The organism is Thiobaca trueperi, from assembly GCF_004342175.1.
Lineage (GTDB): Bacteria > Pseudomonadota > Gammaproteobacteria > Chromatiales > Chromatiaceae > Thiobaca > Thiobaca trueperi.
Map to the genome: position 1 here is coordinate 461,255 of NZ_SMAO01000003.1, position 19,348 is coordinate 480,602.

General features: G+C 61.0%; 19 protein-coding genes. 6 read left to right on the forward strand and 13 right to left on the reverse strand.

What is annotated here, in order from left to right:
* Positions 1–26: 26 nt before the first annotated feature.
* Positions 27–914 carry a general secretion pathway protein GspB gene (locus EDC35_RS07845; protein WP_132976680.1) on the reverse strand — a complete coding sequence of 296 codons (888 nt, stop codon included), beginning with the start codon at positions 912–914 and terminating at the stop codon, positions 27–29.
* Positions 911–2,692, reverse strand: a complete 1,782-nt coding sequence (locus EDC35_RS07850; RefSeq protein WP_132976681.1) for an ExeA family protein — start codon at positions 2,690–2,692, stop codon at positions 911–913. The genes EDC35_RS07845 and EDC35_RS07850 overlap by 4 nt, the downstream gene beginning before the upstream one ends.
* 553 nt (positions 2,693–3,245) lie before the next feature.
* On the opposite strand from EDC35_RS07850, the gene EDC35_RS07855 reads away from it, so the two are divergent.
* Positions 3,246–3,674: an ExbD/TolR family protein gene (locus EDC35_RS07855; protein WP_132976682.1), complete on the forward strand. Its 429-nt coding sequence runs from the start codon at positions 3,246–3,248 to the stop codon at positions 3,672–3,674.
* Positions 3,671–5,452 carry a lipid A export permease/ATP-binding protein MsbA gene (gene msbA, locus EDC35_RS07860; protein ID WP_132976683.1) on the forward strand — a complete coding sequence of 594 codons (1,782 nt, stop codon included), beginning with the start codon at positions 3,671–3,673 and terminating at the stop codon, positions 5,450–5,452. Before EDC35_RS07855 ends, msbA begins: the two co-directional genes overlap by 4 nt.
* 6 nt (positions 5,453–5,458) lie before the next feature.
* On the opposite strand, the gene EDC35_RS07865 is transcribed toward msbA, so the two are convergent.
* Entirely contained in the window at positions 5,459–6,049 is a 591-nt protein-coding gene (locus tag EDC35_RS07865; protein WP_132976684.1) for a chorismate--pyruvate lyase family protein, read from the reverse strand.
* Positions 6,050–6,763: 714 nt separating this feature from the next.
* Between EDC35_RS07865 and EDC35_RS07870 the strand changes: the two genes are divergently transcribed.
* Entirely contained in the window at positions 6,764–6,958 is a 195-nt protein-coding gene (locus tag EDC35_RS07870) for an alanine-zipper protein (RefSeq protein WP_132976685.1), read from the forward strand.
* On the opposite strand, the gene EDC35_RS07875 is transcribed toward EDC35_RS07870, so the two are convergent.
* On the reverse strand, positions 6,937–7,902 hold the full coding sequence (locus EDC35_RS07875) for a L,D-transpeptidase family protein (protein ID WP_132976763.1): 966 nt from the start codon (positions 7,900–7,902) through the stop codon (positions 6,937–6,939). The two genes, EDC35_RS07870 and EDC35_RS07875, sit on opposite strands and share 22 nt — an antisense overlap.
* 46 nt (positions 7,903–7,948) lie before the next feature.
* Between EDC35_RS07875 and EDC35_RS07880 the strand changes: the two genes are divergently transcribed.
* Positions 7,949–10,000: an elongation factor G gene (locus EDC35_RS07880; RefSeq protein WP_132976686.1), complete on the forward strand. Its 2,052-nt coding sequence runs from the start codon at positions 7,949–7,951 to the stop codon at positions 9,998–10,000.
* Positions 10,001–10,114: 114 nt separating this feature from the next.
* On the opposite strand, the gene EDC35_RS07885 is transcribed toward EDC35_RS07880, so the two are convergent.
* The 6 genes from EDC35_RS07885 to EDC35_RS07905 all read right to left on the reverse strand — a co-directional run bounded on the left by EDC35_RS07885 (position 10,115) and on the right by EDC35_RS07905 (position 14,993).
* On the reverse strand, positions 10,115–11,149 hold the full coding sequence (locus EDC35_RS07885; protein ID WP_132976687.1) for a GGDEF domain-containing protein: 1,035 nt from the start codon (positions 11,147–11,149) through the stop codon (positions 10,115–10,117).
* 235 nt (positions 11,150–11,384) lie between these two features.
* The gene (locus EDC35_RS18510) at positions 11,385–11,555 is read right to left on the reverse strand and encodes a hypothetical protein (RefSeq protein WP_165903362.1); all 171 of its coding nucleotides are present in this window, start codon (positions 11,553–11,555) and stop codon (positions 11,385–11,387) included.
* Positions 11,556–11,791: 236 nt separating this feature from the next.
* Positions 11,792–12,532 carry an acetoacetyl-CoA reductase gene (phbB, locus tag EDC35_RS07890; RefSeq protein ID WP_132976688.1) on the reverse strand — a complete coding sequence of 247 codons (741 nt, stop codon included), beginning with the start codon at positions 12,530–12,532 and terminating at the stop codon, positions 11,792–11,794.
* Between the two features lie 168 nt (positions 12,533–12,700).
* The gene (locus tag EDC35_RS07895) at positions 12,701–13,066 is read right to left on the reverse strand and encodes a phasin family protein (protein WP_132976689.1); all 366 of its coding nucleotides are present in this window, start codon (positions 13,064–13,066) and stop codon (positions 12,701–12,703) included.
* A 116-nt stretch (positions 13,067–13,182) separates the two neighbouring features.
* Positions 13,183–13,668: a polyhydroxyalkanoate synthesis repressor PhaR gene (gene phaR / locus EDC35_RS07900; RefSeq protein ID WP_132976690.1), complete on the reverse strand. Its 486-nt coding sequence runs from the start codon at positions 13,666–13,668 to the stop codon at positions 13,183–13,185.
* A gap of 140 nt (positions 13,669–13,808) precedes the next feature.
* The gene (locus EDC35_RS07905; protein WP_132976691.1) at positions 13,809–14,993 is read right to left on the reverse strand and encodes an acetyl-CoA C-acetyltransferase; all 1,185 of its coding nucleotides are present in this window, start codon (positions 14,991–14,993) and stop codon (positions 13,809–13,811) included.
* A 148-nt stretch (positions 14,994–15,141) separates the two neighbouring features.
* On the opposite strand from EDC35_RS07905, the gene phaE reads away from it, so the two are divergent.
* Both phaE and EDC35_RS07915 read left to right on the forward strand, forming a co-directional pair.
* A complete protein-coding gene (gene phaE, locus EDC35_RS07910; protein WP_132976692.1) occupies positions 15,142–16,218 on the forward strand; it encodes a class III poly(R)-hydroxyalkanoic acid synthase subunit PhaE in 1,077 nt (358 codons plus the stop codon).
* A gap of 108 nt (positions 16,219–16,326) precedes the next feature.
* Entirely contained in the window at positions 16,327–17,394 is a 1,068-nt protein-coding gene (locus tag EDC35_RS07915; RefSeq protein WP_132976693.1) for a class III poly(R)-hydroxyalkanoic acid synthase subunit PhaC, read from the forward strand.
* A gap of 345 nt (positions 17,395–17,739) precedes the next feature.
* Here the strand turns inward: EDC35_RS07915 and EDC35_RS07920 are convergent, their stop codons facing one another.
* From EDC35_RS07920 to EDC35_RS07930, 3 genes are all read right to left on the reverse strand, one after another.
* A complete protein-coding gene (locus EDC35_RS07920; protein ID WP_132976694.1) occupies positions 17,740–18,357 on the reverse strand; it encodes a DedA family protein in 618 nt (205 codons plus the stop codon).
* Positions 18,358–18,431: 74 nt separating this feature from the next.
* Positions 18,432–18,764, reverse strand: coding sequence for a c-type cytochrome (locus EDC35_RS07925; RefSeq protein ID WP_132976695.1), 333 nt, complete (start codon positions 18,762–18,764; stop codon positions 18,432–18,434).
* The gene (locus EDC35_RS07930; RefSeq protein ID WP_132976696.1) at positions 18,761–19,333 is read right to left on the reverse strand and encodes a cytochrome c3 family protein; all 573 of its coding nucleotides are present in this window, start codon (positions 19,331–19,333) and stop codon (positions 18,761–18,763) included. Before EDC35_RS07930 ends, EDC35_RS07925 begins: the two co-directional genes overlap by 4 nt.
* Positions 19,334–19,348 lie beyond the last annotated feature (15 nt).

Here is a 19,348-nt window from a genome sequence, read left to right on the forward strand (position 1 = left end):
ACAGCATGGGTCACTCGGGACGCCGTTCAGCGCGGCACAAAGAACGGGTTGCCGAGATAACTCAGGACCGCGCCATCGAGCAGGATGCGCTCGACCCGCAGCCCCTCACGGGTTTCCTCGCCCTCCCGGTATTTCAGCGTGTTGATCACGACAAAGCGTTTCGCGGTGTCGGGATCATAGACATGCACGGTCATCAGATAGCCCGGAAGCTGTGCCTGCTGCGCGGCGGTCAGGCGCAGCCGGGTGAGATCGCCGCTGAGTCTGGCCGGCTGACGTTTGGACGCTGGCGGCGGCACGCCCTGCTCGCGCCGCACCTGCTGTTTGAAGGCTTCGATGTCGTCGATCAGATCGCTTGGAATGGGGGTGCGTTCAGGCGGCGCAATGGGTGCCGGCTTGGCGGCGGCACTGTCACCCTGCTCGGCTGCCAACTGGCGTTGCAGTTCAAGCTCCAGTTGCGGGTCCGCCAGGGCATCCCGTGCCGGATCGAAGTTCGGGTTGGGATAGGGCAGATCGTCATCCATTATGACGCCTTCGCCGCGATCAGACCCCGGCAGGGTCGGGGCCGGGCTGACGCGGGGCGAGCGTTTGGGTGGCGGCGCTTCGACCAGCGGCTCGGCTGGTGCTGACCAGGAGGGATCGAGCGGTGCCGGTGCCGTGCCGCGCGGATCGGTCTGCTGTGGCAGAACCGGGGCCGGTGGCGCTGAAACGACGACTGGCGCCGTCGGCCCGCGCAGCGCGGCATAGAGTGCAATGACCACCGCCAATGCCGCCAGACCGACGGCAAGCAGTCCCCAATGATTGGTCGGAATCGGCTCCTTGTCCTCACTGAAGATGCCCGTGGTGTCCAGGGTCGGCACCTGACCGAGCTCGCGCTCCTGCTGCGATTTTTTCAATGCCTCCAGGATATAACTCATGGTGTGCCCACCTCCTTCCCGGACATGGCGCCTCCCTGACTGAGCCAGGGGATACCCGGCATCTTGACCGACCGGGTCAACTGAATAAGCGTGCGCGGGCCGGCGATTCCGTCGGGCTGCAGGCCGCTGGCGGTCTGAAAGGCGCGCAGTGCGCCAGTCAGCGCGGCATCGAAGGCGGGCGAGTCGCTGGGCGTGAGGCCGGGTTCAGGCACCTGAAGCAGCAGTTGACGCAGCCAGCGCACATCCTCAGGGGGTGAGACCGGGCCGATCAGCGTCGCGCCGCTCGGCGGCGGCTGCCAGACCAGGGTATAGGCGCCGGTCCAGATACGTTCCAGTCCCGCGATCGGCACCCGCTCGCTGCCGGTCGCCAGATCCAGGGTGGCCTCGGTCTCGGTCAGTGCACTGAGCACGACAAAGCGTCCCGCGCCATCGGGATTGGTGATTCGCAGCAGCGCGGGCAGATCGAAAAAGCGGACATTGCTGAGTTTGCCCTGTTCGCGTGCGCAGCGCAGACCGACACGCGCCAGACGTGCGCAGGGATCGCCGCGTCCGGGATCCTCCAGCTTCATCCCCCAGCGTTGCAGCAGACGCCGCATCGCATCGGCTTCGGACAGCGCCAGTCTGTCCTGCGTCCTGTTCAGCGCCTCGCCCTCGAAGCTGGACAGGGCGATGAGCGGCAGTTCTGTGGCTGGCGCCGGGAGCGGTTCGCTCTGCGGTGGTGCTGGAGTTGATGCAACCGGTTCGGCAGGGACGGCGGGTTCCGCTGTGGGCATGGCGGGCGTTGCGGTGGCCTGTGTGGTGGCAGGTTCGGCGGTCGTCCCCTGGGTTGCAAAGAGCGCCGCGAGACGACCGCCTGGATCGCCCGCGATCCAGCCATAGCCCCACCAGCCACCCGCCAGCGCCAGCACGAAGGCGCCGACCGCGAGAAAGGCGGGCCGCGCGATGGGGGAGGGCGGCTGGACATCCAGCGGTTCGCCGCGCACCTCACGGGCCGCTTTGGCGACGATGGCCGGTGTCACCTGCGAGCCGCGCGTCACACAGGTTCCCAGCAGGGCGCGATCACAGAGGATGTTGATCAGACGCGGGATGCCGGCGGAATACCGGTAGATGAGACGAATGGCGCGGGCGGTGAACAGCGGGCGATCGACACCCGCGACAGCGACGCGATGGCGGATGTAATCGCCGGTTTCCCGGAGACTGAAGGGCATCAGATGAAAGCGCGCCGTGATGCGCTGATTGATCTGTCGCAACTGCTCGCTTTCGAGCATGCGCCGCAATTCCGGCTGGCCGATCAGAAAGATCTGCAACAGCTTGTGCTTGGTGGTTTCCAGGTTGGTCAGCAGCCGGATCTGTTCCATCACCTGCGGCTGGAGATTCTGCGCCTCATCGATGATGAGCACCGGGCGGCGCCCGTTGGCATGGGATTCCAGCAGATACTGGTTGAGCCGATCCACCAGCAGTTTGACTGATCGCCGTCCAGGCGGCACCGGGATACCGAACTCATCGCACAGATTCAGCAGCAGCTCGCTGGCGGTCTGGGTCGGATTCAGCACCAGCGCCACATCCACGCCATCCGGCAGTTGTTCCAGAAAGGCCCGGCAGACCGTGGTCTTGCCGGTCCCCACCTCGCCGGTCAGCAGCACGAAACCGCCGCTCTCGCCCGCGCCATACAGCAGATGAGCCAGCGCCTCCTTATGCTGTTCGCTGAGAAACAGATAATGGGGATCGGGCGCAATGGAGAAACTGGGCTCTTTGAGCCCAAAATACTTTGGATACACGCTGGCTGCTCGGTGCGATGTTCGCCGGTGTCCCTGACACTGCCGGAGCCGGCGGGCAAGGGGTTGCGACAGATTGGACGATAACGCCTGAATCGCTGCATCGATCAGGGGATCGCGCAGGATTGTTGGGCCGGGTTCAGATTAGACAGGCACCCCGAGGGCGTCAAGCGAGCGCCGCAGAGTATGATCCCGGTCGCAATATCTTGAAGCGGGTGGTTGCCCAAATGATTGGCCCACACCTAAAACCGCGTCCAGTGCGATATGCGTAATTTTCAATTTGTGTTTGGCTCTGGGAAAGTCAACGACATCAGTGGAGACGCGGTTTAAAATTTTATATTTTCTAATATCTTAAACCGCGCCAGCACCGATAATCCTTGAGTCTGCCAGGGCCGATTCGATCCACAAAGATCGCATACCGCGCTGGGCGCGGTTTAATATGCTTGTTAAGACAGGGAGATTTTCTGATTTTATCGTTTACGATCATTGTGGTACTGCCTCAAAAACATCCCTGCTGGATGATCGCTTTTTCATTTCATACCTTCCGGAGACGTGCATGAATCTGCGCCCGCGCCGCCGCGAGCCGGTCGATATCAATCTGGCGCCATTGATCGATGTGGTGTTTCTGCTGCTGATCTTTTTCATGGTCTCGACCACCTTCAAAGACGAGGCGCGGCTGCGGGTGCAACTGCCCGAGGCCCAGGGCGAGAACATTCCGGCTGAAGAGCCAACGATGATTCGTCTGCTCATCGATCAGGCCGGGCATTTTTTCGTCAACGATCAGGCGCTGGTCGATGATCAACCGCAAACCCTGGTGCGCGCCCTGACCGGTGCGCTTGGCGAGCACAAAGCCCTGCCGGTGCTGATCCAGGCCGATGCCAGAACCCCGCATCAGGCGGTGATGACCGCGATGGACGCCGCCAGTCAGGCGGGCCTGAATCAGATCGCCTTTGCCGCCACCCGACCGGATGCGCCCGCCCCATGAGTCACGATCCATCCTTGCCAACCACCGACGCCCGTGCGATCTACCGGCGTCTGCTGGGTTATGTCCGGCCCTATTGGCGGATGTTTGCCCTCTCCATCTTCGGCATGCTGATCTTCGCCGCCACCGAGCCGCTGTTTGCAGCCATGATGAAACCACTGATCGACGGCAGTTTCGTCGAGCGCAACGAAGACATCGTGCGGCTCATGCCGCTGCTGCTGGTGGCGCTCTTCGTGGTGCGGGGCATCGCCGGATTCATCAACACCTATTTTCTGAGCTGGGTCGGGCGGCGTGTGGTCGCGGATCTGCGCCGGGAGATGTTCGCCCATCTGCTGCGCGCCCCGACCCGCTATTTCGATCATCAGGGCTCGGGACATCTGCTGGCCAAGCTCACCTACAACGTCGAAAACGTCTCCACCGCCGCGACCTCGGCGATCACGACCATCGTCCGCGACGGCTTCACCGTCATCGGTCTGATGCTCTATATGCTCTATCTGAACGCCGCGCTGTCGCTCATCTTTCTGGTGATCGGCCCGGTCATGGCCGGCGCGGTGAAATACGCCACCAAGCGGTTCCGTCATCACAGCCGGCGCATTCAGGACCGGGTCGGCGATCTCACCCAGGTCGCGCAGGAGGCCATTGACGCCCATCGCGTGGTCAAGGCATTCGGCGGTCAGGCACGCGAGGCCGCACATTTCAACGCCATCAACGAAAAGACCCGCTCGCTCCAGATGAAGATGATCGCGACCGAAGCGGCGAGCGTGCCGCTGGTGCAGTTGATCTCGGCGGTCGCCATTGCCGTCGTGGTCTATCTGTCCACCATGCAGGGTCTGAAAGAAAACATCTCGGTCGGCGCCTTTATGTCGTTCGTGGTCGCCATGGGCCTGCTGCTGCCGCCGGTCAAGCGGTTGACCTCGGTCAACGCCCAGTTGCAGCGCGGCATCATCGCCGCCGAAAGTCTGTTCGAGCTGGTGGACGCTGAAGAGGAAGAAGACAGGGGCACCCGCACGCTCACCCGCGCCGGGGGGCGGGTTGAATATCGCGACGTGAGCCATGTCTATGCCTCCGACAAGCCCCCAGCGGTTGAAGGGCTGAACCTGAAGATCGAGCCGGGCGAAAAGATCGCCCTGGTCGGCCAGTCCGGCAGCGGCAAGAGCACCATCGCCAATCTGCTGCCGCGCTTCTACGACCCCACGGCGGGCGAGATCCTGATCGACGGCATCCCCATCCGCGATCTGACGCTCGCCAGCCTGCGCGCCCAGATCTCGCTGGTGAGCCAGGACGTGGTGCTCTTCAACGACAGCATCGCCAGCAACATCGCCTATGGCCGCGCCGAACCGCCGACCTTGGCCGAGCTGGAGCGCGTCGCCGCCAGCGCCCATGCGCTCGATTTCATCCGCGACCTGCCGCAGGGCTTCGAGACCCTCGTCGGTGACCGGGGCGTGCTGCTCTCGGGCGGGCAGCGCCAGCGGCTTGCGATTGCGCGTGCCATGCTCAAGGATGCGCCCATCCTGATTCTCGATGAGGCGACCTCAGCCCTGGACACCGAAGCCGAACGTTACATCCAGGCCGCGCTGGAGGAACTGATGGCGCGGCGCACCACCCTGGTCATCGCCCATCGGCTCTCCACCATCGAGAATGCTGACCGCATTCTGGTCATGCAGAGCGGGCGGATCGTCGAACAGGGCGGCCACGCCGAACTCCTCGCACTCGGCGGCTATTACGCCCGGCTGCATCGGTTGCAGTTTCATGATGGGATGGATGCCGACGCCCACGCCTGACTGGGTTCAGGCGCCGCCGCGATAGAGATCCAGCGGGAAATATTCAGTGATGAGGATCACCGGCTGGCTGTCGATGAAGATGCGGTAGGTTCGAAAAACCGCTGAAGCGCCTTCTGCGGTGTGATCCAGGCCGACGTCCAGCACCTCACGATAACTCTCCAGACCGCTGTCGCGGATCAGGACACCAATGCCGATTTCGCGATCGATCAGGCGCTGGCGGAATCCCGGTGGAATGAGCCCGATGCGGATCAGCGAGAAGGCATCGGCGAAACTCCGGTTGCTGTCGGTGCCGCGCAGCCGGGCGTCGCGAGCCAGACAGGTGTCGCCAGCTTCAAGCTGGATCCAGGGAATCGGTTCCTGAGCGGACTCGAAGCGCTGTTCAAGCGTGTCCACAACGACCGGTTCCCAGAAATAAGCCTCCAGAATCTTGGTGACGGTGCCGTCGGTCACCAGGAGCGCGCGCAGAAAAGGGGGCAGTGCGCTCAGTGACAGGGATGCGCCGGAGATGGCGGTGATCACGCCATCGCGGGTGAATCCGTCGCAGCGGAAAGGGGGAGGGGAAGGCGCCAGGGCGGCGCGTCCAGCGTAGCGATGCATCGTTATCACCTCAGGCGATGTGCGCGACGATGGTTGACGGGGGTGCGCGATGTGCGGAGAAATCTGGTGGGGAGTCAGGGATGATGCAAGGCATGGGCTTCAATGGCATGGTGTGAGTCAGGGGACCGCTGGTCGGGAATCCGTCGCATCGGCAAATCGAATACGGACAAATTGTGCCCCATGACAGGGATCTCCTCCAGAGCCGGGCGCGCGGAAGGCGTGTTGGCGATAATGCGACTGTTGGTTTAGCGCATCGATTCGTTTTGTTTCGCTTGCCGTCAGGGTTTGTTCAGGAGGGGGTCGTGAATCTGCAACGATGGCTTCGGTCTGGTCGATCTGAGGGGAAGTAGGATAAATTCATTTAATTCATTGGATTTAAATTATTTTTTTTTGGAAAACTGGTTTGCAGGCAAGGGGTCAGATATTCCGTGACGTTGTGACTGTGCATCCGTTGCAAAAAATCTTCTGATTAACCCTTCTGTGGGCTTGATGTTGAGTCAGATTTGCCTCAATCTTTAGCACCGCTTCCGACTCCAATGCTCGCTTGTCCGTCAGTACCGGTATCCCGCGCGAACGGCCACTCTCAGGTTCGGCTCGGACCTTGGCGAAAAGGTCTGACGCAGCGTTGTTTTTGGAGCACGCGAGGTTCGGAAAAATCTGCATAATGTGTTATAAATATTGGGCCTGATACCCAATTCTACTGGAGATGAACCAATGACCAAGATCACCAAAATCGTTACTCTGTCCGCTGCGGCCCTGCTGAGCGTTTCCCTGATGGGCTGCACCACCGACCAGACCGCTCGTGACATGGCCCAGCAGGCGCTGGACGCCGCGAACGGCGCCCAGGCTTGCTGCAACTCGAACACCGAGCGTCTGGACCGCATGTATCAGAAGGTCATGGGCAAGTAAGACCCATTGCCTGAATGATCCCGGCGTCCCACGACTTGTGGGACGCCGGAGTCTTCCTCGACCGCCCGCTCCACCGCCTTCCAGTCGATCACGACTCCCCCGGCATTCGCTACCGATTCAGGAATGACCGCCCTTGCGCTCTTGCGCACGCTCTTCTCTCCCGTCTGTACCTCAAGATAGAGATCGTCTCCGCGCCAGCCGAGCTTGTAAGGCTGATCAACGATGGCGACCGGCGTCTCGACGCTCGCCAGTCCATACAGCTCCTCAATGCCTTCCGGATACATGCGGATACAACCTCCGCTGACCTCCATTCCCAACCCCCAGGGCATGCTGGTGCCGTGGATCAGATAATCCGGATTGCTCAGACGCATGGCGTAACGCCCGAGCGGATTGTCCGGGCCGGGCGGAACCTGCGCCGGCAGGATGTCACCACGCGCCGCATGTGACGCGCGCACATTCGGCCCTGGAGTCCAAATCGGATCCTTGCGTTTCTCGATAATCTTGAAGTTGCCGAGCGGGGTGCCCATGGCGTCCTTGCCGACACTGATCGTATAGATCCGCACCTGATCGGGATTGTTCGGCGGATAATAATAGAGCCGTTTTTCGGCGCGGTTGATGACGATCCCGATGCGCGGCGCATTCGGCAGTACGAACAGGGTTGGCACCATCACCTCTGTTCCTTCGCCGGGCACCCACACGTCAACCTTTGGGTTGGCTTGACGCATGTCGTCGTAACCCAGATTGTTCTGGCGGGCGATATCCAGCAGTGTATCCTTGTTGCGCGCCGTGAAATAGAAGGGCACGCCCACAACCGAGTCGTTCGGGTTGTCGAACCGAAAGGTCTCGGCCTGAGCATCGCGCATGGCGCCTCCGCCAAGCAGCGCTGCACAGACCGCCGTCGCGAGCCAGGCCCGCTGACGTCTGCCAAATTCCAAGCCACTCATCATCCAATGTTCTCCTGTGTCAGTGAAAAAGCGATTCTAAAAACCGATGAAAAATCCATCCCGATTGTCGCATGTTCGCAATATCGGGGTCGCCGCTCATGTGGATGCCGGCAAGACCACGCTCACCGAGCGCATCCTCTTCTACACCGGCGCCTCCTACAAGATTGGCGAGGTGCATGATGGCGCAGCCCACATGGACTATCTGGCTGAGGAACAGCGCCACGGCATCACCATCACCGCCGCCGTCACCAAAGCGCCCTGGCGCGACCATCTGCTGCAACTCATCGATACCCCCGGCCATGTCGATTTCACCATCGAGGTGGAGCGCGCCATGCGGGTGCTGGACGGCTGCATTCTGGTCCTGGACGGGGTGCGCGGGGTTGAGCCGCAGACCGAGACGGTCTGGCGTCAACGCTCGCACTTCAAGCTGCCGACGCTCTTTTTCGTCAACAAGATGGACCGTCCGGGCGCGGATTTCGTCCGCTCGCTGGCAGCCATCAGGCAGCGTCTCAAGACAGAGCCGGCACCGATTACCGTGCCCGTCATGGAGTTGGGCGGCGTGGTCCATTTGATCGATCAAACCCTGATTCGTTTCACCGGCGAACAGGGCGAAATGGTCATCGTCGAACCCTGCCCCGATCCGCTCTGGGTGTCGCTGGCCGACCTGCGCGAGTCCCTGCTGCTGGCGGCGGCGGAGATTGATGACGAGCTGGCGGAGTGCGTCCTGGCGAATGAAGCGCCTGCACCCGAGGCGCTGCGCACGGCCATCCGCCGGGGGACGCTCGCCGGTCTGCTTTGTCCCTGTTATGGCGGCAGCGCACTGCGCAATCTGGGGGTGCAACCACTCCTGGATGGGGTTCTGGATTTCCTGCCCGCGCCCCTGGATCGGCCACCAGCCATCGCTGACCTGCCCGATGGCGCTCAGGAAAGCATCCACATGAGCAACGATGGGCCGCTGGCTGCACTGGCCTTCAAGGTGCAGCTCTGGGAGGGTCGCCGTCATGTCTTCGCACGACTCTACCGGGGCGTCCTCAAGCCGGGCGACACCGTGGAATTCCGCACCGGCGATGGCCGGCTCCAGCACGAACAGGTCGCGCGCCTCTTCGAGGTGGACGCGGGCAAAAAAACCAGGCTCGATCAGGCCGAGGCGGGTCAGATCGTGCTCCTGGCCGGATTACGCTTCGCCGCTACCGGTGACACGCTCTGTACGCCCGGTCATGTCCTGAATCTGGAGCGCATTGCGACCCACGCCCCGGTGCTCGGACTGGCCATTGAGCCGGCTGCGGGTACCGACGAGGACAAACTGCTGGAGATCCTGCACAAGGTTCAGCAGGAAGACCCGACCCTGCGCGTCGAGGAAGACCCCGAAACCGGACAGCGTCTGCTGCGAGGGATGGGTGAGCTGCACTTACAGATCGTGCTCGAACGCCTGGAGCGCGAATTTGGACTCCAGGTCCGCAGCGGTCGCCCCGCCGTTGCCGTGCGCGAGACCATCCGTCGCGCCGCCCGCGCCGACGCGCTGTTCGCCCCGCCGCCGATATCCGATCCGCGCCAGCCGGATCGGATGGCGCGCGTCACAGTCGCGCTGGAGCCCCTGTCGCGTGGTGCAGGCGAGCGGATTCTGCTCAAGCCTCAGATTCTGCCGACGGGCAGCGAACTGACTCCCGCGCAGTCGCACGCCATTGAAGAGGCGATCAAAGGCGCGCTCGCCTCCGGCCCACTGCAAGGGGCGCAGGTTCTGGATCTGCTGGTCGAGGTCATCGAGGTCGAACTCTTCGGCCAGGGCTCGACGCTGGAAGTGCTGGCCGCCGCTGCCGGCAAGGCAATGCGTCAGGCGCTGGAGTCGGCCCAGCCCGCACTCATGCATCCCATCATGCGGGTCGAAGTGGTGGCGCCCGAGGTCAGTCTCGGCGTCGTTCTGGGCGATCTACAGGCCCGTCAGGCCATCATTCAGGACACCGCGCCGCATGGCGATCAGGTCGCCATCCAGCTTGAGGCCGCGCTGGATACCCTGCTTGGATACACCACCAGCCTGCGCAGCCTGACCCAGGGCCGGGGGCAGTTCAGCATGGAATTTGACCGCTTCGATCTCTGTTAAATCGCGCCCAGTACGGTATGCGATGTTTTTGGCTTGAACAGACCTTGGCGGCATCGACAATTATCGGAGCTGGAGCGATTTAAGATATTAAATAATATGAAATTTTAAACTGCGTCACGCCGACTCACCCCAGGTGATGACGCAGTTGCGCCCGTTGTGCTTGGCGCGATAAAGCGCGACATCGGCGCGTTCGACCAGCTTCTGGGCCGTTTCGCCTTCGCGTGCCTGCGCCAGTCCAATCGAAACGGTGACGCTGCCAATCACTTCGGTCGAATTTTTGCGCTTGAGGCGGAGCGCCGACACTTTCTGCCGCAGCGTCTCGGCAAGAGCACGCGCGACGGCTGCCCGATCATTGACGATCACGGCGAATTCCTCGCCGCCGTAGCGTGCCACAAAGACGGTTTCGGTCTGAAATCCGGCCAGGATTCCGCCAACGATTTCCAGAATCCGATCCCCCATCTGATGACCATAGGTGTCATTGCATTGCTTGAAATGATCCAGGTCCAGCAAGAGCAGGCAGGTTGGCTCATCGGTCATGCTGAGTGATTGATCAAGCGCATCGTCGAAGGCGCGCCGATTGGCGATCCTGGTCAATGAATCGATGCGTGCGCTGCGCTGGCTTTCTTCCAGTTCCTTTCTGAGATGCTCAACTTCGATTCTGGCCGATTGCAGCTCGACCTGAAATTCCTGATTCAGATTTTCAACGGTGGTGGTATCGGCAAGCAACTGGGTGAGGGCATCACGAATGCGATCCGAATCGACCGCCATATCAAAAACATCCATGGCCTCTTTTAAGGTCTCGCCATATTTTTGCGTTCCCTTCACATTTTTGGAAACCGCCTGCGCCAGTTGAGCCACGATATTGACAAGCAGGTTCTGGATGTCAGGACTGTTGGGCAGATAATTCCTGATAAAGAACTCGAAGAAAAGCCATTCGCTTTTTTCATGGTCATATAAGCCCGGGCCGGGAAACTGCTCAAGCAGCGCCTCGCTGAGTTCGGGATGCTGATTCTGGACGTGCACATACCACAAGGCATAATTATGCGGAGTGGGTGGAATCTGGCGCTGGATCATCAATGGCACAGCCATCCGCAGATATTCGGAAGAGGCGCTCAGATCTTCCGGAAATTCGATCTTTTTGACCGTCATAGCTCATCGCTCGCCTGGATACCATCGATTGCGGGACCGATGGCGGAAACCGGCGCCGGCCTTCGGTCAGAGCCCATGATATTCGATGATCCAGCAAGCGTCAGGTCGGAATGTGTGGCGTCCGCACCAGACGGCACGCAGACCTGGATTTGTATGAGATGGAGGGAGAGTCTGGCGCGGACTGACACCGCGCCGCCCGGCTGGCCGGGCGGCGTCCAGGCAGGGTGCCATGAAATCAGGATTTGTCAGCGCCCTGATCCTCACTGGATGCAGGCGTCTTCTCGTCTGATTCGGGCTCTTTACTGCCAGTGCCGCGCCCGGAGGTCGAAAACTGATAGTAAACCAGCCAGCCGACAAGCCCCAGAAACACAAAGATTTCAATCGCCATCAATGAGCCTTTTTCCATCGCCGGATCTCCGTAAACGTGAAGAAGCCAAGAAGCCGTGCCAGGCGATGCCTGACGACTGACTCTGGGTTGGGCTCTGTGCGGCGATTGCAACCGTATGGCGAAAGCGGTTGCGCTGAAGACAAAAAAAGCCCGGCGGGGTGCCGGGCTGGAAACGTCTCATGATGAGAGAGACGAGGAGGACTCGGTAAAAATCCTGGGCTGTCAGGCTTGTCTGCGCCTGATCGGCCGCTGTCTTAGTGCATGAACAGCCCGCCGTTCACTGGCAGATTGGCGCCGGTCACATAGGCGCTTTCGTCGCCGGCCAGGAAGGCGATGGCGGCGGCAATTTCTTCGGGCCTGGCCATGCGGCGCATCGGAATGCCGCTGATGATGCCGTTGCGGATGGTGTCATCCATCGCCAGGGTCATCGCGGTCTCGACATAGCCGGGCGAGATGGTGTTGACGGTCACGCCTTTGGCCGCGCCTTCCTGGGCCAGCGCCATGGTGAAACCGTGCATGCCGGCCTTGGCGGCTGAATAGTTGGCCTGACCGAACTGGCCGCGCTGTCCGTTGACCGACGAGATGTTGATGATGCGTCCAAAACCGCGCTCCAGCATGCCTTCCCAGACCTGACGGGTGACATTGAAGACGCTGTTCAGATTGACCGCGATCACGGCGTTCCAGTGTGCGGCCTCCATCTTTCTGAAGGTCTTGTCGCGGGTGATGCCAGCGCAGTTGACAAGGATGTCGATCTGACCGTACTGGTCGGTGATCTCCTTCACCAGCCGTGCGCTGTCTTCGAACGAGGACACGTCGGCGGAGATGGTCGCGATGTTCAGACCCTCAGCGGCCCGTTCCTTCTTCCAGGTCTCGGCGATCTCCGCCTCGGACGGATGATGATTCGCCACCACGGTGCAGCCATCGTTAGTCAGGCGCGTGCAGATTGCGGTGCCGATACCACCAATGCCGCCGGTGACGAGTGCAATACGTGCCATATCTTTATCCCCCAAAGTTTTTGTTGTCGTGAGTTTGATCAAACATGCAAGGCAATTGTCGAGCAATCATGCGGGGCGGAATCGCCACCTCTATTTGCCATGACTCCCGTATCCTGGGGGTCATGGCAAATAGCAGTCCATCCCTGGACCGCCGGAGACAGAGGCTGCTTAGGCCGCTGCGACATTCTTGCGCAAATCGGCGGTGATTTCAGCCGTATTTTTATCGAACCAGGCACGGTAGTCATCGCGTGCTTCGCCGACCATCTGGATGGTGGCCTTGCCTTCGGCCACGACACGCTCGCTCAGCTCTTTGGACGCATCGGCCTGGCCCTTGAAGAACTCGTTGTAGCCCTTGGCTTCAGTGGCGAGCTTGAAGATGCGGACAGCGTGGTCGGTGTAGAGGGTGATGGCGTCAACCTGACGTGCGGCCAGTTTCTCGAACAGACGAACATTGAGTTCGCCGAGGCTGGCAACGCGCTCAATGCCCTTGCTGGTCAGTTCGTTGACGACTTTCAGTGAATCGTTCTTGCTCATGGGAAGTCTCCAGATGTTTGTGCAGTGCAGCAATGTTGCATTGCACAATAATCGTCTCGCTGCGTCTGGTCAAGTGCGAATTCGCTATTCTTTCGATTGAATCCGTCAAGGCAGAATCAGGATGATTCGTTGCTCTTCTGCTGACGGTCCTGACGATCGCCGCCCAGATCGAAACCGGCCGCGCGCATGAACTCATCCTGGAAATCCGCCCAGATCTCGACGTTTTTCTGGGTCAGACGGGTCATGGTATCGAATGGGGTTTCGGTCCAGGATTGGGTCATTTCCTGCTGCTGCTTGGCAAAGAGATCAAGCGACGCCTCCAGATAGCGGGCGAACATGCCCTGGAGCGTCCCGCCATAAAAGCGGATGATCTGGGACAGCATGGCCGCGCTGAAGAGCGGATCGCTGCCTGCTTCCTCCTCCAGCATGATCTGGAGCAGGATGGAGCGGGTAATGTCGCTGTCGTTGGCGGCATCGACAACCTTGAAGGTCGCACAGTTCATCACCAGTTCGCGCACGTCCGAGAGGGTGATATAGCGGCTGACTTCGGTATCGTACAGGCGGCGATTCGGGTATTTTTTGATGATACGCTCGCTTTTCATGGCACCTGCACCTGGATGAACGTAGTCAAGCACATAGGTCGCCCGTGCGCGTGCGCCTCGCCGGCGTAAGCCAGCGAGGCGCGAGGCGCGAGATAACCGAGCAGAATCAGTTGACAACGGATTCTCCGGTTGTTCAGGCGTCAGAGACGTTCGACCGCCAGGGCAACGCCCTGGCCACCGCCGATGCAGAGGGTGGCGAGTCCCTTTTTCGCATCGCGCTTCTGCATTTCATGGAGCAGCGTCACCAGCACCCGCGCGCCGGAGGCGCCGATGGGATGGCCGATGGCAATGGCGCCGCCGTTGACATTGACCTTGGAGAGATCCCAGCCCATGTCCTGATTGACCGACATCGCCTGCGCCGCGAAGGCTTCGTTGGCCTCGATCAGATCCAGGTCGGCAGGTGTCCAGCCGGCTTTCTCCAAGCACTGAGTGGAGGCCGGGATGGGGCCGGTTCCCATGATGGCTGGATCCACGCCCGCGCTGGCAAAGGCCACCAGACGGGCCATCGGTGTCAGGCCCAGCTCCTTCGCCTTGGATTCCTTCATGACGATGACCATCGCAGCGCCATCGTTGATGCCCGAGGCATTGCCGGCAGTCACGGTGCCTTCCTTGTCAAAGGCCGGGCGGAGCTTGCCCAGCGTTTCCGCCGTGGTGCCGGGACGCGGGAATTCGTCGGTGTCGAAAACCAGCGGATCACCCTTCCGTTGGGGAATGATGACGGGGATGATCTCGTCGGCAAAGCGGCCCGACTGGATGGCGGCTTCGGCCTTCTGCTGGGAAGCGGCGGCGAAGGCGTCCTGCGCCTCACGGGTGAAGCCGTACTGCTTGGCGATGTTCTCGGCGGTCGTCCCCATGTGATACTGGTTGAAGGCGTCCCAGAGACCATCGACGATCATGGTGTCCTTCATCTGCCAGTCGCCCATGCGCTGTCCCTCACGCGAACGCGGCAGCACATGCGCCGACTGGCTCATGCTTTCCTGACCGCCGGCAATGACGATGTCGGCATCGCCACAGGCGACGGCCTGCATCGCCAGATGAACCGCCTTGAGACCGCTGCCGCAGACCTTGTTGATCGTCATGGCCGGCACCTTCTGGGGTAGTCCGGCGTTGAGGGTCGTCTGACGAGCGGGGTTCTGGCCCACGCCGGCGGTCAGCACCTGACCGAGGATGACCTCGTCGATCTGCTCCGGTGCAATTCCGCTGCGTGTCAGCAGCGCCTTGAGCACGATGGCTCCCAGTTCGACCGCTGGCAGGGATGCTAAAGTGCCGCCGAAGGTGCCGACTGCTGTCCGGCCTGCATCGACGATGACGATATTCTCGCTCATGGTGTGGCTGTCCTCATCTGTATGATACTTGGGAGGTGAAATCGCCCTATTGCTTGGGCTGACCGGAGCCGAATTCTACGCACCTTTGTTGCAGTGCACAAACCCACATGCTAAGTTTCGTTTAATTCAACGATCAGGAGGGCACGAAATGAGTAATGAAACCATCTTCAACGACGACTGGCTCCAATTGCAACGCAAATACTGGGACAACTGGGCCGAGATGAGTCGCAAGGCCATGGGTCTGGACAGCGGCGCCAAACTGACCGCGCCCTGGGAGGGATCGTTGGATCACTGGTGGAAGGCGTTGTCGCCCGGCGCGCCGGACGCCTCTCGTGCCTTTATGGAAAAGATGATTGAGCAGGGCAAATCCTTCTTCCGCATGGCCGAAACCTTCGCCTCGCAAGGCAGCGAGGGTTCCGCCGCGAACGGCCTCACCGTCTGGACCAAGGCGCTCGAAGAGATGCAGAAGCGCTTCACCGGCACCCTGGACGACAACGGCAATGCCTTGCAGCACCTGATGTCCTTCTGGGAACTGCCGCTCGACAACTGGCAGCGGATGGTGTCATCCATGTCGCCGCTGCCCGGTGATTTCCTGCGCAACATGTCGCATCCTCAATTCAAGGACCACCTGGATCGCGCCCTGGCCGCGCCCGGACTCGGTTACACCCGCGAAGAACAGGGTCGTTATCAGGATCTGATCCGCTGCTCCATTGAATACCAGGCGGCGATGAAGGACTACAACGATTTTTATTCCCGCCTCGGGACGAAATCGATCGAACGTATGGGCAGCTATATCCAGGGCATCATCGACAGCGGCAAGCCCATCGATTCGGCCCGCGCGCTCTATGACAATTGGGTCGCCTGCTGCGAAGCCGTGTATGCTGAGGAAGTGGCGACAGCCGAATACGCGCAGATCCACGGTCATCTGGTCAATTCGCAAATGGCCTTCAAGAAACGCATGTCTGTCATGATGGACGAGCAATTGGGCGCGCTGAACATACCGGGCCGCTGCGAACTGCGCACCCTGGAGGATCGTCTCCAGGAGACCCGTCGTGAGAGCAAGCGGTTACGCCACAGTCTGCATGCGCTGGAGAAACAGGTCGCGACCCTCGCTGGTGAGACTCCGGCCAGCCCGCCGACCGCGCTCAAGGCGCCTGTACCAGCCGCCAAGGCCGCCACGCCCGCGCGTCGCAAGACCGCCGCCAAGCCCGGCTCGGACGACTGACGGGGCTGGTCATTCACAAGGCTTTTTGACCGACCTGTCCACGTCCTGCCATCGTTCGAAACCTGGAACAGGTCGCTCAATTCAACGTACACCGCGAGGAAAGACATCATGATCCCAATCGATATCCGGCCGGACAAGCTCGCCGAGGAAATGTTCGACTACAGCCGCAAGCTGGGTCAGGGCATGGAAAACCTGCTCAATGCCGGCGAGATCGATACCGGCGTCAGCCCGAAACAGCCGGTCTATCGCGAAGACAAGCTGGTTCTGTATCGTTATGACACCCCCGAAGGCGTCACCCCCGGCCCGGTGCCGCTGCTGATCGTCTACGCCCTGGTCAACCGGCCCTACATGACCGACATCCAGGAAGACCGCTCGACCATCAAGGGCCTGCTGGCGACCGGCCAGGATGTCTATCTGATCGATTGGGGCTACCCGGATCAGGCCGACCGCGCCATCACCCTGGATGACTACATCAACGGCTACATCGATGGCTGCGTGGACTATCTGCGCGAGACGCATGGCGTTGATAAGATCAACATTCTGGGCATCTGCCAGGGCGGCGCCTTCAGTCTGATGTATGCCTCGATGCACCCGGATAAGGTCAACAATCTGGTGACGATGGTGACGCCGGTCGATTTCCAGACCCCCGGCAATCTGCTGTCGTCCTGGATCCAGAACATCGACATCGATCTGGCCGTCGATACCATGGGCAATATCCCGGGCGAACTGCTGAACTGGACCTTCCTCTCGCTCAAGCCGTTCAGCCTGACCGGCCAGAAATACATCAATATGGTCGATCTGCTGGACGACCCGGACAAGGTCAAGAACTTCCTGCGGATGGAGAAGTGGATCTTCGACAGCCCGGACCAGGCCGGCGAGACCTTCCGCCAGTTCAGCAAGGACTTCTACCAGAAAAACGGCTTCATCAACGGCGGCGTCATGCTCGGCGAGCGTGAAGTCGATCTGAAGAACGTCACCTGCCCGGTGCTCAACATCTTCGCACTGCAGGATCACCTGGTTCCGCCAGATGCCTCCAAGGCCATGAAGCCGCTGATCGGCAGCCAGGACTACACCGAACTCGCCTTCCCCGGCGGTCACATCGGCATCTATGTCAGCGGCAAGGCACAGAAAGAAGTCACGCCCGCCATTGGCAAGTGGCTGAACGCACGATCCTGAGTTAAACCGCGCCCGGTGCGGCATGTGATGTTTCTGGACTGGATCGGTCCTGGCAGAATCGACCACGGCTGAAGCTGGCGCGGTTTAAGTCGCTCCAAACGAAAAGGATGGGAAGCACGCGCATCCCATCCTTTTCGCGCACTGGGTGCATGCCATCATCGGCGTGTCGCCCGTAAAACCCATCCAATCCGATCTCTCCCATCACCCTCCGCGTTAAACCGCGCCAGCTCCGGCAATCATGGACTCAGCAAACACCGATCCAGCCCAAGAACACCGCATACCGCGCTGGGCGCGGTTTAGCAATGTCGCCGTTTGTGCAGGTTGCTCGTGGCCGGCAGATACCGATCAGCGTCGGCGTCCGAAGAGATAGATGACGAATGCGGCAAGGAGCGCGACAGTGAGACCGAGCGCGAAGGGGCGGAGAGGCTCCAGGAACTCGACGATCCGGTTGAAATCCCGCTCCAGATAGAAGGCGCCCAGTCCGAAACTCAAGACCCATAGGGTGGTCCCCGCGCCGCTTGCGGCAAGAAAGCGCCACCAGGACATCAGCAGGATGCCCGCTGCAAGGTTGCTCGTCTGGCGTACTCCGTCCAGAAAGCGTGCGATCAGCAGGAGTCCCACGCCCCAGCGGTCAAACAGGCGTTCCAGTTTGGCCAGCCGTTCCGGGCGTTTGATGGTGCTGGCCAGAGATCGCTGTACGCCATAGCGCCCGATGACATAGCCGAGGATGTCTCCAAGCTGGGTGGCGAACCAGGCCACCAGCAGAACACTGACCAGATCCAGCTTGCCGCTGGCGGCCAGCAGGGCGCAGGCAATCAGCATGGTTTGCCCCGGCAGCGGAATACCGAAGCCCTCCACCAGGCAGGAAACAAACAGCGCCCAGAGGCCGTAGCGGTCAAGCAGCGGCTCCAGGCGGGCAATCTCTGTGGTCAATGTCGAGACGAATGCGGTTTCAAGGCTCATGTTCAATCGCTTGTGAGTCGGGCGGCATCAGCCAAAGACATTGAAAAGCGCCTCGTCTGGTCTGTGTGCGGCGTTCAGGGTGCCAGCAGGAAGGCGATCAGATCGGCAAGCTCCTGGTCCGTCAACCCGGTTTTGGGCATCTGCGAATTGGGGATGACTGATTTCGGATCGCGCAGATAGCCTTCGATCCAGGCGGCATCCCGTCTGGAGGCGAGGCCGTCGAGCGGGCCGCCGACATGCGCCATCGGCCCGGACTCGCCGGCCCGGCTATGACAGAGGCTGCACATCTGGGCGGCGTAGATCGCCTGTCCGGCCTGGATGTCGCCGGTCTGGGCGCTGGCAGGTGTGGCGCTCGTCATGAGCGTGGCGGCGATGATGAACAGGGTCAGGCTGGGACGAAGTGTCATGGCGTGTGCTCCTGGATGCTGTTGGCCGGCGTTGCCTCGTCTGAAGAGAGACGCGCACGCAGATCCTTGTGGCCGACCTGGGTATGGCAGGTCACACACTGCATGGCTCCTTCGCTCTTGAAGTAGGTCTGGTGGGCGAAGGTCGCGGTCGGGGTTTGATCCCTGGCCCGGTCGAGATGCGTATGGCACTGCCGACAGCCTGAATCGTAAACATAAGACCCGCGCTGCTCCAGCCTGCCGATCCAGTCCGGCTCCCTGAAGATCGCGACCAGTTCGGCCCAGATGTCGTAAATACCGGTTCGGGTCTTGGCGAGCAGATAGGCGCCGGGGCTGTCGTGAGGCAGATGACAGTCGGCGCAGGCGGCGCTCAACCCCTTTGAATTCTGCCCCCCGTGGAGATCCAGGGCGTGGGTCTCGGCGAAGGGTTTCATGGTGTGACAGACGGAACAGAAGGATTCGTCGGATGTGGCCTGAATGACGCTCTCGGTCAGGGTCCAGGAACCCGCGACGATGATCGCCAGGGCGCTGAGCGAGAGGAGGGCGAGCGACAGCCATTTGAGCTTTTTCATGATTTTGGCGCGGTG

What these genes read in the sequence shown, in the direction of transcription:
- EDC35_RS07865 (WP_132976684.1), bottom strand. Translation starts at nt 6,049, where the DNA reads ATGCATCGCTACGCTGGACGCGCCGCCCTGGCGCCTTCCCCTCCCCCT.
- phaE (WP_132976692.1), top strand. Translation starts at nt 15,142, where the DNA reads ATGAGTAATGAAACCATCTTCAACGACGACTGGCTCCAATTGCAACGC.
- EDC35_RS07855 (WP_132976682.1), top strand. Translation starts at nt 3,246, where the DNA reads ATGAATCTGCGCCCGCGCCGCCGCGAGCCGGTCGATATCAATCTGGCG.
- EDC35_RS07905 (WP_132976691.1), bottom strand. Translation starts at nt 14,993, where the DNA reads ATGAGCGAGAATATCGTCATCGTCGATGCAGGCCGGACAGCAGTCGGC.
- EDC35_RS07925 (WP_132976695.1), bottom strand. Translation starts at nt 18,764, where the DNA reads ATGACACTTCGTCCCAGCCTGACCCTGTTCATCATCGCCGCCACGCTC.
- EDC35_RS18510 (WP_165903362.1), bottom strand. Translation starts at nt 11,555, where the DNA reads ATGGAAAAAGGCTCATTGATGGCGATTGAAATCTTTGTGTTTCTGGGG.
- EDC35_RS07920 (WP_132976694.1), bottom strand. Translation starts at nt 18,357, where the DNA reads ATGAGCCTTGAAACCGCATTCGTCTCGACATTGACCACAGAGATTGCC.
- EDC35_RS07895 (WP_132976689.1), bottom strand. Translation starts at nt 13,066, where the DNA reads ATGAGCAAGAACGATTCACTGAAAGTCGTCAACGAACTGACCAGCAAG.
- EDC35_RS07885 (WP_132976687.1), bottom strand. Translation starts at nt 11,149, where the DNA reads ATGACGGTCAAAAAGATCGAATTTCCGGAAGATCTGAGCGCCTCTTCC.
- msbA (WP_132976683.1), top strand. Translation starts at nt 3,671, where the DNA reads ATGAGTCACGATCCATCCTTGCCAACCACCGACGCCCGTGCGATCTAC.
- phaR (WP_132976690.1), bottom strand. Translation starts at nt 13,668, where the DNA reads ATGAAAAGCGAGCGTATCATCAAAAAATACCCGAATCGCCGCCTGTAC.
- EDC35_RS07880 (WP_132976686.1), top strand. Translation starts at nt 7,949, where the DNA reads ATGAAAAATCCATCCCGATTGTCGCATGTTCGCAATATCGGGGTCGCC.
- phbB (WP_132976688.1), bottom strand. Translation starts at nt 12,532, where the DNA reads ATGGCACGTATTGCACTCGTCACCGGCGGCATTGGTGGTATCGGCACC.
- EDC35_RS07845 (WP_132976680.1), bottom strand. Translation starts at nt 914, where the DNA reads ATGAGTTATATCCTGGAGGCATTGAAAAAATCGCAGCAGGAGCGCGAG.
- EDC35_RS07930 (WP_132976696.1), bottom strand. Translation starts at nt 19,333, where the DNA reads ATGAAAAAGCTCAAATGGCTGTCGCTCGCCCTCCTCTCGCTCAGCGCC.
- EDC35_RS07870 (WP_132976685.1), top strand. Translation starts at nt 6,764, where the DNA reads ATGACCAAGATCACCAAAATCGTTACTCTGTCCGCTGCGGCCCTGCTG.
- EDC35_RS07915 (WP_132976693.1), top strand. Translation starts at nt 16,327, where the DNA reads ATGATCCCAATCGATATCCGGCCGGACAAGCTCGCCGAGGAAATGTTC.
- EDC35_RS07875 (WP_132976763.1), bottom strand. Translation starts at nt 7,902, where the DNA reads ATGAGTGGCTTGGAATTTGGCAGACGTCAGCGGGCCTGGCTCGCGACG.